The organism is Undibacterium sp. TC9W (genome assembly GCF_049339865.1).
Taxonomy (GTDB): domain Bacteria; phylum Pseudomonadota; class Gammaproteobacteria; order Burkholderiales; family Burkholderiaceae_D; genus Undibacterium.
The window spans coordinates 74,645-87,250 of record NZ_JBMPPJ010000005.1 but is presented as its reverse complement, the minus strand read 5'-3'; the positions used below and the strand labels follow the sequence as shown (position 1 = coordinate 87,250).

The 12,606-nt window shown below is 50.8% G+C and carries 11 protein-coding genes; 10 read left to right on the top strand and 1 reads right to left on the bottom strand.

Annotated features, from left to right (window positions below):
* Nucleotides 1-26: 26 nt before the first annotated feature.
* The 6 genes from gspD (at nucleotide 27) to ACO0LN_RS08160 (ending at nucleotide 7,612) form a co-directional block, all read left to right on the top strand.
* Nucleotides 27-2,162: a type II secretion system secretin GspD gene (gene gspD, locus ACO0LN_RS08185; protein ID WP_422972654.1), complete on the top strand. Its 2,136-nt coding sequence runs from the start codon at nucleotides 27-29 to the stop codon at nucleotides 2,160-2,162.
* 3 nt (nucleotides 2,163-2,165) lie between these two features.
* Nucleotides 2,166-3,596: a type II secretion system ATPase GspE gene (gene gspE / locus ACO0LN_RS08180; RefSeq protein ID WP_422972652.1), complete on the top strand. Its 1,431-nt coding sequence runs from the start codon at nucleotides 2,166-2,168 to the stop codon at nucleotides 3,594-3,596.
* 4 nt (nucleotides 3,597-3,600) lie between these two features.
* Nucleotides 3,601-4,821, top strand: a complete 1,221-nt coding sequence (gene gspF, locus ACO0LN_RS08175) for a type II secretion system inner membrane protein GspF (protein ID WP_422972650.1) — start codon at nucleotides 3,601-3,603, stop codon at nucleotides 4,819-4,821.
* A gap of 10 nt (nucleotides 4,822-4,831) precedes the next feature.
* Entirely contained in the window at nucleotides 4,832-5,431 is a 600-nt protein-coding gene (locus ACO0LN_RS08170) for a type II secretion system protein N (protein WP_422972648.1), read from the top strand.
* Nucleotides 5,428-6,252: a uracil-DNA glycosylase gene (locus ACO0LN_RS08165; RefSeq protein ID WP_422972646.1), complete on the top strand. Its 825-nt coding sequence runs from the start codon at nucleotides 5,428-5,430 to the stop codon at nucleotides 6,250-6,252. Before ACO0LN_RS08170 ends, ACO0LN_RS08165 begins: the two co-directional genes overlap by 4 nt.
* Nucleotides 6,253-6,355: 103 nt before the next feature.
* Nucleotides 6,356-7,612 carry an HD-GYP domain-containing protein gene (locus ACO0LN_RS08160; RefSeq protein ID WP_422972644.1) on the top strand — a complete coding sequence of 419 codons (1,257 nt, stop codon included), beginning with the start codon at nucleotides 6,356-6,358 and terminating at the stop codon, nucleotides 7,610-7,612.
* 54 nt (nucleotides 7,613-7,666) lie between these two features.
* On the opposite strand, the gene ACO0LN_RS08155 is transcribed toward ACO0LN_RS08160, so the two are convergent.
* On the bottom strand, nucleotides 7,667-8,647 hold the full coding sequence (locus ACO0LN_RS08155; protein WP_422972642.1) for an NADPH:quinone oxidoreductase family protein: 981 nt from the start codon (nucleotides 8,645-8,647) through the stop codon (nucleotides 7,667-7,669).
* A gap of 105 nt (nucleotides 8,648-8,752) precedes the next feature.
* On the opposite strand from ACO0LN_RS08155, the gene surE reads away from it, so the two are divergent.
* From surE to rpoS, 4 genes are all read left to right on the top strand, one after another.
* Nucleotides 8,753-9,490, top strand: a complete 738-nt coding sequence (gene surE, locus ACO0LN_RS08150; protein ID WP_422972640.1) for a 5'/3'-nucleotidase SurE — start codon at nucleotides 8,753-8,755, stop codon at nucleotides 9,488-9,490.
* On the top strand, nucleotides 9,487-10,356 hold the full coding sequence (locus ACO0LN_RS08145) for a protein-L-isoaspartate(D-aspartate) O-methyltransferase (RefSeq protein WP_422972638.1): 870 nt from the start codon (nucleotides 9,487-9,489) through the stop codon (nucleotides 10,354-10,356). The genes surE and ACO0LN_RS08145 overlap by 4 nt, the downstream gene beginning before the upstream one ends.
* Before the next feature lie 42 nt (nucleotides 10,357-10,398).
* Nucleotides 10,399-11,352, top strand: coding sequence for a peptidoglycan DD-metalloendopeptidase family protein (locus tag ACO0LN_RS08140; protein ID WP_422972636.1), 954 nt, complete (start codon nucleotides 10,399-10,401; stop codon nucleotides 11,350-11,352).
* A 166-nt stretch (nucleotides 11,353-11,518) separates the two neighbouring features.
* The gene (gene rpoS, locus ACO0LN_RS08135) at nucleotides 11,519-12,580 is read left to right on the top strand and encodes an RNA polymerase sigma factor RpoS (RefSeq protein ID WP_422972634.1); all 1,062 of its coding nucleotides are present in this window, start codon (nucleotides 11,519-11,521) and stop codon (nucleotides 12,578-12,580) included.
* Nucleotides 12,581-12,606: the final 26 nt, after the last annotated feature.

Sequence of the window (12,606 nt, the reverse complement as noted above, 5' to 3'; positions counted from 1 at the left end):
CATTTCCATTAAAGCACAGGGTCGCCATGACTAGAAATTCGCTACGCCAACCTATCCAGCAATTGTCTGCATTGACTGGTGCGGCAATATTGACCGCCGGTTTCTTGATGGCACCCATGGCCATGGCACAAGACCCGTCAAAAAATACGGTCGATATCAACCTGGTTGGCGCGGACATAGAGTCGGCCATCAAGGCTATAGGTCACTACACTGGGGTCACTTTTATCATTGATCCACGCGTCAAGGGACAGATTAATCTGGTGTCGGAAACACCGCTGACCAAGGACCAGGCGTATAAGTTACTGACTTCCACTTTGCGTCTGCAAGGTTTTTCAGTAGTGACGGCGGACGGTTATTCCAAGGTGGTGCCAGAGTCAGATGCCAAGCTGCAACCAGGCCCTACGCATAATACAAATTCGGAAAGATCCGAGACCGCCAAAGGCGATCAGGTCGTCACCCAGATTTATAAACTGAACTATGAATCATCCGCCAATATCGTCACGATATTGCGTCCGTTGATTTCACCGAATAATACGATCAATGGCAACCCCAGCAATAATACGGTGGTCATTACCGATTACGCAGACAACATCAAGCGCTTGAACAAGATCATCGCTGCCCTGGATGTGCCTGCAACCACAGATATGGATGTGGTCCTGATCAAGCATGCAATCGCTTCTGACATCGCCACCATGGTTTCCAAGGTCGTAGATTCGGGCGGCGGCGGTGCTGATCCTACCAAGCCGGTATTGCTTGCTGACCCGCGTTCGAATGCCATACTGGTGCGTGCTTCTTCCGTGGCCAAGGCAAACCAGATCAAGTCGCTGATCGCCAAGCTTGATCAGCCGACCTCACAGCCTGGCAATGTCCATGTGGTTTATTTAAAGAATGCTGAGGCTGAGAAGCTGGCGCAAACCTTGCGCTCCATTGTTACTGGAGATACTTCTTCTTCGCGTAGTTCAAGCAGCACGATTTCCAATGCAGGCAGCACAGCCAATGGTACCAACAGCCCTGTATCTGCAAATACTACCGGCACTGCGCAAAGCAGCATGCCATCATTCAGTAATAACAGCACAGGCAGCAGTTCTAGTGGCGGCGGTGCAGCTGGATATATCCAGGCTGACGCATCGACCAATACCCTGATCATTACCGCGAGTGAACCTGTCTACCGCAATTTGCGCACGGTGATAGAACAGCTTGATGCCCGCCGTGCCCAGGTTTATGTAGAGGCCCTGATTGTTGAGATCAGTGCAGACAAATCCAATGAGCTGGGGGTGCAATGGCTGGGTTTGTCAGGTGACAGTACCAGTAATTATCGTATAGGCGGCGGCACGTCGTTCTCTACCAAGGGAAATAATATCCTTAACCTTGCTGCAGGCAATGCCACTACTTTAGGCTCGGTGTTGCCGGGCTCAGGCTTGTCCCTGGGCTTGTTCAAGCAAGTCAATGGTCAATTGGGCCTGGGAGCATTGGCGCGCGTGTTGCAGACAGATGGCAATGCCAATGTCTTGTCGATACCAAATATCGTCACGCTGGATAATGAAGAAGCCAATATTATCGTCGGTAAAAATGTCCCACTGATTACTGGTCAATTTACGACTGCATCCAGTGGTACTGCTGGTGTCAATCCTTTCCAGACCATAGACCGCAAACAGGTAGGTTTGAAGTTGAAGATCAAGCCGCAAATCTCTGAAGGCGGCACGGTCAAACTGGCGATCTATCAGGAAGTATCAAGTGTTGATGATACGACCAATGCCGCAGGCATTATTACCAAGGAACGCTCGATCACGACCAATGTGCTGGTCGATGATGGCCAGATTATTGCGCTGGGTGGCCTGATTGAAGACAGCACCACTGATGGTGGCGAAAAAGTACCAGGCCTGGGTGACATTCCGTTTATTGGCAATCTGTTCAAATATCAGACGAGCAAACGTTCCAAGACAAATTTGATGGTGTTCCTGCGTCCTACAGTGATACGCAATGCAGAGCAAAGCAATAATATTTCTGTTGATCGCTATGACTATATGCGTACCCAGATCGTACCTTCCAAGGATGGCGTTGCAGAGAATTTGTGGCCGTCTGCAGAAAAAGGAAAATTACTGACCACCCCTTTGCTGATCTCTCCTGAGAAAACACCGACCACAGGCAAGGAAGGCAAATAAGCCATGCTTGATCATCGTCTATTGCCTTATGGTTTTGCCAGGGATTTCTCTGTGCTGGCTGTCAGGGACAATGCTGTCCTGAATGGCGTCGTAGAAATCCAGATTTCAAAAATGACGCCGTCTGCAGCGATATCTGAAGTCGGGCGCAAGTTTGGCAAGGTCAAACTGGTCGTATTGCCCCATACAGAGTTGTCTGAGGCAATCGCCAAGGCTTATGCCGGTTCTGGTGGCGACGCTGCCGACGTTGTGGGTGAAGTGGAATCTGATCTTGATCTGGCCAAGCTCATGCTGGATATGCCAGCCATCGAAGACTTGCTGGAGTCTGCTGATGATGCGCCAGTGATACGCATGATCAATGCGCTGCTGACGCAGGCTCTGCGTGACGGCGCATCCGACATCCATATCGAGCCGTTTGAGCAGATTTCTGTCGTCCGTTTCCGTGTTGATGGTGCCTTGCGTGACGTGGTGCGCCCGAAGAAGGCAATTCATGCATCGCTGATTTCGCGTATCAAGATCATGGCGCAACTCGATATTGCTGAAAAACGTCTGCCACAAGACGGCCGCATTACCTTGCGCATAGGTGGCAAGCCTGTTGATGTGCGGGTATCCACTTTACCAACCGGCCACGGAGAACGTGCTGTATTGCGCTTGCTGGATAAAGAAGCGGGGCGTCTGGATTTGAGTCATCTGGGCATGAGCGCCGATGTGTTGACGCAATTCGACAAGCTGATTGCTCAGCCGCATGGCATCGTGCTGGTGACCGGGCCAACTGGCTCGGGCAAGACCACCACTTTGTATGCAGCGCTGTCACGGGTAAATGCCGGTACCACCAATATCCTGACGGTAGAAGATCCTATCGAGTATGAATTGGCCGGTGTAGGCCAGACACAGGTCAATGCAAAAATCGAAATGACTTTTGCCAAGGCCTTGCGAGCAATTTTGCGGCAAGATCCTGACGTCATCATGATAGGTGAGATACGCGATCTGGAAACTGCGCAAATTGCCGTGCAGGCTTCTTTGACAGGCCATCTGGTGCTGGCAACCTTGCATACCAATGATTCTGCCGCCGCAGTGACACGTTTGCTGGATATGGGGATAGAACCTTTCCTGTTGTCTTCCTCTTTGCTGGGTGTGGTTGCTCAACGACTGGTGCGCAAATTGTGTACGCATTGCCGTGTTGAAAAAGAAGGTGCCTGGCATGCGGTTGGTTGCGAGCATTGTGGCCATACTGGTTATCAGGGGCGCGTTGGTGTCTATGAGCTATTGCAAACCACGGACGCGATTCGTGCTCAGATACATCATGAGGCGGCAGAAGCAGAAATACGCACGGCTGCCCAGGCAGATGGCATGAGAACCATGCGTGAAGATGGCGATCGCTGGCTGAAAACTGGTGTTACTACGCCAGAAGAGTTGTTGCGCGTGACTAAGGAATAAGTACATGCCAGCATTTCGATATGAGGCTGTTGATACCACGGGCCATACCAGCAAAGGCGTATTAAATGCCGATAGTGCCCGGGCAGCCCGCAGTGACTTGCGAGCGCAGGGTCTGGTGCCGGTTACTGTAGAGGCTATTGCCAATCAAATGGATGCGGGTGGCAAGCGCAAGACCAGCTTCTTTGCTGATCATCTTTCTACCGTAGAAAACGCCTTGTTTACCAGGCAATTGTCCAGCCTGCTGGAGGCTGGCTTACCGCTTGAGCAATCCCTGTCTGCTCTGCTTGAGCAATCAGAGCGCACTTATGTCCGTGACCTGGTTGGTTCTATACGCTCGGAAGTCATGGCCGGTAATTCCCTGTCTGACGCGCTGAAGCAGCATCCCAATGATTTTACCGATATCTATTGCGCACTGGTGGCTTCGGGCGAGCATATCGGCCATTTGTCGCGGGTGTTGTCGCGACTGGCCGATTACATAGAGAGGCGTAATTCGCTGGTGCAGAAAGTCAGGCTGGCATTTACTTATCCGGCAATCGTGACCGTGGTGGCTTTTGCCATCGTGATTTTCTTGCTGACTTATGTGGTGCCCCAAATTGTTTCTGTTTTTGCCAATACCAAACAGAAGCTACCTTTCCTGACACTGGTGATGCTGGCAATTTCAGATTTTGTACGGGCTTATGGCTGGATCGTTGCAATTCTGTTGGTGGCTGCTTTCTCCCTATGGCGGCTGGCTTTGCGCAATCCTGATTTCAAGATGCGCTGGCATCGCTGGTTATTGCACGCGCCTCTGTATGGCAAGTTTGAACGCAGCCTGAATACGGCAAGGTTCGCCAGCACATTGGCGATTACGACAGGCTCAGGTGTACCTATCCTGCGGGCTTTGCAAACCAGCCGTGAAACCTTGTCCAATGTGGCCATGCGGGCACAGGTGGAAGAGGCAACGGCCAGTGTCAGGGAGGGTGTCAGTCTGGCGCGCGCCTTGTCGGCACACAAGCATTTTCCACCTATGCTGATACACATGATCAGAGCTGGTGAGGTGACCGGTGAATTGCCCGCCATGCTGGAGCGTGCGTCAAATACCCAGGAGCAGGACCTTGAGCGCCGGGCAATGACCATGGCTGGCTTTCTGGAGCCGGTATTGATCCTTACCATGGGTGTCGTCGTCTTGCTGATCGTGCTGGCGGTACTGATGCCTATCATAGAAATAAATCAATTGGTACGCTAAAAGGATAAAAATGAAACGCTTGCCTGTCCTTGTGACGTTTATTGTATTTGTCGCACTTTGTGCGTCTCTGAGTTTTTGGGCTCTGCGCTTGTTCAAACCACAGGCCAGAGCTGTCGCCGCTGGATTTCAGCAAAATAGCTATGAGCCTGGTACCGGGCAATGGGGCGGTATTTTTGGTAATAGTCAGGTAGCGCAGGCTGCCGCCACTAACTATCAATTAAAAGGCATAGTGCTGGCAAAGCGGGCTGAAAAGAGCCTTGCCATCATCAGTGCCAATGGCAAGCCTTCGTTGGCCGTGGCCATGAACAAAGAAGTTGCCCCTGGTGTCATTTTGAAAGAAGTGCATGAACAATATGTGATAGTTTCTGAATCAGGCATCATGCGCCGTGTAGAATTGCCGCAAACGCCAGACATGAACCGTGGACCTGCGCAAATTCCACCTTTAAATCAATCGAATTCAGTGCCACCTCAAGTTGCGCCTGTCGCATTTCCTTCAGCAAAGCACAATGATGCACCTGGCGGGCCCATCAGCAGCCCACCACCACCTATGGTGACACCGGGCTTGCCTACGGCTTCTTTGCCATCTGCGATGCCGGGCGGGCAGCAATGAGTTCTTGGCAAGATGTGTGCCCAGAAGATGTACGTCTGGCAATTCAGCAGGCACATTCCTCCTGGAGGCCTGCAATAGAGACGGGATTGCAGCGAGTGCATGATGCCAGCCCCGATTATTTTTCCGGGTTAACGAGATCTGAGTATTTGCCCAATCAAGGCAGGTTATTCGCTGCCTTTTCCATGCCCATGAATGATGTACGATTTATCTTGATGGGTGAAGGGCCTTATCCGCGTGCGGAAAGTGCTACTGGTTATTGTTTTATGGATGGTGCGGTCAAAAGCTTGTGGTCTGATGAAGAGGGGGGGGGCTTATCCAAGAAAGTCAATCGCGCCACGTCCCTGCGAAACTTTATGAAGATGTTGCTGGTTGCTTCTGGTCATTTGGAACAAGAGGCAACTGCTGGTGTCGCCATGGCTGCTGTTGCCACGCTGGCGCGTCTGCCTGAGGGCGGTTTTGTACAGACGCTGGACGATTTACAACACAAGCTCATCGCACGAGGATTTTTACTATTGAATGCCAGCCTGGTATTTCGTGAAGACACAGCTCCGGTAAAAGATGCAAAAGCATGGCAGCCATTTCTGCAAACAGTTTTATCTGCGCTACATCAATATCAAAGTTCGCACAAAAGGCAAAAGGCAGTGTTAGTCTTGTGGGGTAAGATTGCAGAGCAGCTTCGTGTCATACCTGAGACCGCACTGTACGAGCACATCAGTGCTGAGCATCCATATAATTTGAGTTTCATTAATAACAAAACCATGCAGGATTTTTTCCGTCCCATGAATTTATTGGGTAAATTGCCTGAAGGAAAAATTTTGTAATATGCTGCTTTAACTGCTGGCTTGTAGTTGAGCTTTGTAGAATAATTGGGTGACACTCATTGAAGCGTTGTTTGCTTACCCAATTTATAACTTTTCCCTGCCTATGTTGAAGAAAATTGAAGTTGCTCAACTGAGGATTGGCATGTATGTGCAGGAACTTTGCAGTTCCTGGATAGATACACCGTTCTGGCAAAAGTCTTTCTTGCTTGGGGAAGCTGAAGAATTAAAAAAAATCCAGGCAACCAAAATCCGTCACGCCTGGATAGATGTCAGCAAGGGTCTTGATGTTCTGCAAGACGCGGTAGAAAAAAAGGCTACCGAACCTGAGCCAGAGCCGCAGCCTGAACCCACACCAGAACCCCTGCCAGAACCTGCTCCACAGCCACGCCAGATCAGCTCAGTCTCCATGGATGATGAACTTGGGCGTGCTTCTGCCATTGTCAGTAAATCCAAGCAAGCCGTGTTCAGCATGTTTAGTGAGGCGCGCATGGGCAAGGCAGTGGATGTTGGTAATGCCCAGAATATGGTGGAGGAAATTGCTGATTCTGTCATGCGCAATCCTGGTGCCCTGATAGGTCTGGCCAGGCTCAAGACCAAAGATGATTACACTTACATGCACTCGATTGCCGTGTGTGCACTGATGGTGGCATTAGCCAAGCAACTGGGCTTGTCTGAAGAGGCAACCAGAGAGGCCGGCTTGGCTGGCTTGTTGCACGATATAGGCAAGATGATGGTCGATGCTGATATTTTGAATAAGCCAGGAAAATTGACGGATGCTGAATTTGTCTCCGTCAAGGAACATCCGGTGGCTGGCTACAAAATGCTGAAAGAAGCCAAGGGCGTCAGTGCGATTGCCTTGGATGTGTGTCTCCATCATCACGAGAAAATAGATGGCACAGGTTACCCAAGACGCCTGAAAGGGGATGAGATCAGCTTATATGCGCGCATGGGGGCAGTATGCGATGTGTATGATGCGATTACTTCAGACCGGCCTTATAAGCAAGGTTGGTGTCCAGCCGAATCGCTGCGCAAAATGGCGGAGTGGAGCAATGGGCATTTTGATGAGAAAATCTTTCAGGCCTTTGTCAAAAGCATAGGTATTTATCCTGTCGGCACTCTGGTCAAGCTGGAGTCTGGCAGGCTGGCTGTCGTCGTTGAGCAACAAATTGGTAAGTCGCTTTTATTGCCCAAAGTCAGGGTATTCTTCTCTGCCAAATCCATGGCCTATATCGCACCTGAACTGATCGATTTGTCGCGCCCGGGCATGAATGACAAGATCGCTTCACGTGAGGATGCAGCCAAATGGGGCATCAAGGACATCAATCGTTATTGGCTCGGTGAGGCTGCCAACAATCGTTAGCAAGTAATCCTTTTTTGGGGAGGCGGACCTCGCACTGAGGCGAGGTCTTAAGCTTTATTTTTCAGGTTGTATGACTATCTTGCCAGTCACTTTGCGGGCTGCCAGGTCGTTCAAGGCTGCTGGTGTGTCTTTGAGTGCATAGCGGCCAGAGATACGCGGCTTGATTTTTCCTTCGTGCAGCCAGCCCATCAGCTCACGCATGGCAGCCAGATTGGCTTTAGGTTCACGCTTGGCAAACTCACCCCAGAAAACACCAACCAGAGAGGCGCCTTTGAGCAGAGTCAGATTCAGTGGCAGCTTGGGTATTTCGCCGTTGGCAAAACCCACCACCAGGTAGCGGCCTCGCCAGCCTATGGAGCGGAACGCGGGTTCTGCGTAAATGCCACCGACTGGGTCATAAATCACATCCGGCCCTTTGCCATCGGTAGCTGCCTTGATGGCTTCGCGCAAATCCTGATTGCTATAGTTGATCGTGATATCCGCACCATGCTGCTTGCAAATGTCGAGTTTTTCATCGGTCGATGCTGCTGCAATGACACGGGCACCCAGAGCCTTGCCGATTTCTATTGCGGCAAGGCCGACGCCACCGGCAGCGCCCAATACCAACATGGTTTCACCAGCTTTTAACTGGGCACGATCTACCACTGCATGATGGGAGGTACCATAGGTCAGGGTGATCGCTGCTGCAACGTCAAAGTCCATGCCTGGTGGCATGGGCATGACGGCATTGGCAGGGGCAACTACCTGTTGTGCAAACGCACCATTGCCAATAAAGGCAATCACCTTGTCACCAACCTTGACATGGCTGACACCTTCACCAACAGCATAGACTATCCCGGACAATTCGCTGCCCGGCGTAAATGGCAATTCAGGTTTGAACTGGTACTTGTTTTGTATGATCAATACGTCGGGGAAGTTGACGCCTGCTGCCTTGACGTTAATAGCAACCTGGCCGGGTGCAGGCACCAGATCTGCCAAGTCTTCTATCACCAAAGTGTCTGGCAATCCCCACTCCTTGCAAACAACAGCTTTCATTTTGATGTCTCCATAAAATAGTACGACCGTTTGATTTTGTGATTATGCCGTAAAAATCTGTTCTCTGTAGAAATTTATATTTCAGCATCAGGTAGAATACAAAACATGAAAATTCTGATCAGTAATGATGATGGCTATCTCGCTCCTGGCATCGTGGCGCTCGCTGAGGCCATGGCATCAATTGCCGAGATTACCGTGGTGGCTCCCGACAGTAATCGTTCCGGGGCGTCGAATGCCTTGACCCTGGACCGGCCCTTGAGTGTGCAACGTGCCAGTAATGGTTTTTACTTTGTGAATGGTACTCCTTCTGACTGTGTGCACATCGCCCTGACCGCCATCATGAAAGAAAAACCTGACCTGATCGTTTCTGGTATCAATCAGGGACAGAATATGGGGGACGATACTTTGTATTCTGGTACCGTAGCCGCAGCGACTGAAGGGTTTTTGTTTGGCATTCCGGCAATTGCCTTTTCGCAAACTGAAAAAGCCTGGACGCATCTGGATTCAGCGGCACGTATTGCGCTGGATATGGTGAAGCGTGGCTTCACTGGCATGGCTAGCCCATACCTGCTGAATGTAAATATACCGAATTTGCCGTTTGATGAAATCAAGGGAGTGCGCAAGGCGCGTCTGGGTAAACGTCATACCTCTGAACCTGTCATCCACATGACAGACCCGCACGGCAGGGATATCTACTGGATAGGCCCGCCCGGCGCCGCGCGGGATGCTAGTGCAGGAACAGATTTTGATACGACGGCCAGGCATTTTGTGTCGGTGACACCTTTGCAGATAGATTTGACGAATACGCGCCAGCTGGCTGATCTGGATATGGATTTTGCATGACAACCAAGGATAAGCGCTTTCCCTTACCCTTGTCTTCTGTGGTGAACCAAAAAGACAAAGCTGGTAGTGGGGCGGTACGACATACCGCCATGCCGCAAACTGCCATGCGCAATGCAGCACATCATTTAAGTGGTGTGGCTGCAGCAAAGGCCGCAAAATCGCAGCAAATGCATGTGCCGCAGGGTGCTGCGGGCACTTCGGCGGGTTTGTCACCATCCTTATTATCAGGTCCCCTGGTGTCTGAAGGTGTCAGGCGTGCCATGGTCGCACGTGTCGCTCAACAGGGTGTCAAGGATGCGACCGTGCTGGCTGCTTTGCAGGCTGTGCCCAGGCATCTGTTTCTGGAGTCCGGCATGGCCAGCCAGGCCTATGTCGATGCGTCTTTGCCGATAGGTCATCACCAGACCATTTCGCAACCGTATATTGTGGCCCGTATGCTGGAGATCATGCGTAATGGTGGCAAGTTGGAGCGCGTGCTTGAGATTGGTACCGGCTGCGGCTATCAGGCAGCCGTCCTGTCTGTAATGGTCAAGGAAGTGTATTCCATCGAGCGTATCAAGGCCTTGCATGAGCTCGCCAAAAGCAATTTGCGCCCTATGCGTATCGCGAATATCCGGCTTTTATATGGTGATGGCATGCAGGGTTTGCCGGGTGAGGCTCCTTTTGACGGTATCATATTGGCAGCAGCGGGATTGGAAGTGCCTCAGGCCCTGCTAAAACAGTTGCGGGTAGGTGGCAGGCTGGTTGCCCCTGTGGGGGGGCGTAATCAGGTGTTGCAATTGATAGAACGTGTATCCACTTATGAATGGAAGAGTTCTGTGCTCGAATCCTGCCATTTTGTGCCTCTGCATCCCGGTGTAATTTAGCTTTGCCCATGGCAACAATGAATTTGATAGATTAAAACAGAAATGAAGAAAATACAGCGAATAATACAAACTGGTTTGTCCATCACAGTCCTGGCGCTTGTGACTGCGTGTACCACCAATGTTCAGAATAAAGCGCCGGTCGTGGAGCGTGGCTTTGACCCCAGGCCAGTTGATCCTCCTCCTGTGGTTGAACTTATTAAGCCAGTAGTTAAAGTGCCTGATAATACGCGCGGTACCTATGTCGTCAAGCGTGGTGATGGCCTGTATAGAATCGCCCTGGATCATGGGCAAAGTTATAGTGACCTGGTTGCCTGGAACGACCTGAAAAACCCGAATGACATCAAAGTAGGTCAGGTTCTGCGAGTTGCGCCACCGGATGCTGTCCAGGGGGCGCAAACTTCAGTAGTGGCATCGAATGCCGGAATTGAAGTCAAACCCTTGCCAGTGAATGCAGCTACCAACAAAACCAGTCCGCGCGGTGATAAGCGGCCATATTCAGAGGCTAATCTCGCCGAGTTGCAAAAAACGGATTCCACAGTAGTAGCTTCCGTCACACCGACAGTGCCAGTTACCAAGTCCGAAACTCCTGCTACACCAGCCAAAGTCTCAGAATCGACAACTGAGACTGAAAGTGTTGATTGGATGTGGCCTGCTGACGGTAAAGTCCTGGCGACATTTGACGATGTTAAGAACAAGGGTTTTGATATTGCCGGCAAACTGGGGCAGGATGTATTGTCGGCAGGCGCAGGTAAAGTTTTGTATGCAGGTAGCGGCATCCGTGGTTATGGTAATCTGGTGATTATTAAACATACCAGTACTTTGCTGTCAGCCTATGCGCATAACAAGTCCATACTCGTCAAAGAAGGGCAGAGCATCACCAAAGGGCAAAAAATCGCTGAAATGGGAAATTCTGATAGTGATACGGTGAAGCTGCATTTCGAGATCAGGGTGCAGGGGAAACCGGTAGATCCAGCCAGATATCTGCCGGCCCGCTAAGTGGTTTTGTTGTGGAGATGCAGCAAGTATCGATGTTTTGCGCAAATTGACATTTTTTATGTAGGGTAATTCCAAAAAAACTGTATTGGTAAATTAATATTGTTATTTTCAGCAATAATTTGTTTAAGCAGGACTCACTCACCGGATTCCCAAACCAGCTCAGATCATGCATAACAATTTAAGCACCTACAAGTTGGAAAACTCTGCCGCTGGCGATGAGCCGGATATGTCGCCGGACGGCGCTGATGTTGATGCGCACTCCACCTCAGATGCTGCAGATATGGATGATGCGGCGGATCTGACGCAAGAGGGGCAGGAAGAGCAAAGTGAAGATCCTGCGGCGCTCATTGTTGCACCTATTGATGAGTTAAAAAATGTTCTTGCTGCCGAGCTTTCTACCGATACCACGCAATACTATTTGAATCAGATAGGTACCCGGCCCTTATTCGCCTCTGCTGAAGAACTGCATTATGCAACCCTGGCCAAGCAAGGTAATTTTGAAGCCAGGCAAAAAATGATAGAGCATAACCTGCGCCTGGTCGTGTCGATTGCCAAACACTATATCAACCGCGGCGTTGCTTTGCTCGACATGATAGAAGAGGGCAATCTGGGCCTCATGCATGCCATTGACAAGTTTGAGCCTGAGCGTGGTTTTCGCTTTTCAACTTATGCGACGTGGTGGATACGCCAGAGCATAGAGCGCGCCATCATGAACCAGGCTAGGACCATACGTCTGCCTGTGCACATGGTGCGCGAACTGAATCAGATATTGCGGGCCAAGTACCACCTTGAATCGCAAAGGCGCGATGGTAGGGATGCGGCACTTGAAGATATTGCACTGCTGGTCGATAGGCCCGTCGATGAAGTGCAGGATATTCTGACCCTGTCCGAGCACGCAACTTCGCTGGACACACCGCTGGATAATGATCCTCAGTCCAGTCTGATGGACATGTTGCCAGGCGATAGTGATGATGCGCCAGACATTCGCGCCGAGCAGCATGAAATGACGATCCTGGTCAGGGACTGGTTGTCAAAATTGCCTGATAAGCAACGCATCGTCATCGTGCGACGTTTTGGACTTGATAATGATGATCCGGCAACGCTGGAAACCCTGGCCGATGAAATGGGAATCACCCGTGAGCGAGTTCGCCAGATACAGCAAGAAGCCTTGATCAAGCTTAAGCGCTCATTTGCGTCCCGTGGTGTGGGACGCGATTCGGTACTTTAATCCGGATTCGCTGAGCAATTTACATA

Bases quoted from the DNA above. Each gene is read 5' to 3' on its own strand.
- ACO0LN_RS08140 (WP_422972636.1), top strand. From the start codon at position 10,399: ATGAAGAAAATACAGCGAATAATACAAACTGGTTTGTCCATCACAGTC.
- ACO0LN_RS08170 (WP_422972648.1), top strand. From the start codon at position 4,832: ATGAAACGCTTGCCTGTCCTTGTGACGTTTATTGTATTTGTCGCACTT.
- surE (WP_422972640.1), top strand. From the start codon at position 8,753: ATGAAAATTCTGATCAGTAATGATGATGGCTATCTCGCTCCTGGCATC.
- gspE (WP_422972652.1), top strand. From the start codon at position 2,166: ATGCTTGATCATCGTCTATTGCCTTATGGTTTTGCCAGGGATTTCTCT.
- rpoS (WP_422972634.1), top strand. From the start codon at position 11,519: ATGCATAACAATTTAAGCACCTACAAGTTGGAAAACTCTGCCGCTGGC.
- ACO0LN_RS08155 (WP_422972642.1), bottom strand. From the start codon at position 8,647: ATGAAAGCTGTTGTTTGCAAGGAGTGGGGATTGCCAGACACTTTGGTG.
- gspF (WP_422972650.1), top strand. From the start codon at position 3,601: ATGCCAGCATTTCGATATGAGGCTGTTGATACCACGGGCCATACCAGC.
- ACO0LN_RS08165 (WP_422972646.1), top strand. From the start codon at position 5,428: ATGAGTTCTTGGCAAGATGTGTGCCCAGAAGATGTACGTCTGGCAATT.
- ACO0LN_RS08160 (WP_422972644.1), top strand. From the start codon at position 6,356: ATGTTGAAGAAAATTGAAGTTGCTCAACTGAGGATTGGCATGTATGTG.
- ACO0LN_RS08145 (WP_422972638.1), top strand. From the start codon at position 9,487: ATGACAACCAAGGATAAGCGCTTTCCCTTACCCTTGTCTTCTGTGGTG.
- gspD (WP_422972654.1), top strand. From the start codon at position 27: ATGACTAGAAATTCGCTACGCCAACCTATCCAGCAATTGTCTGCATTG.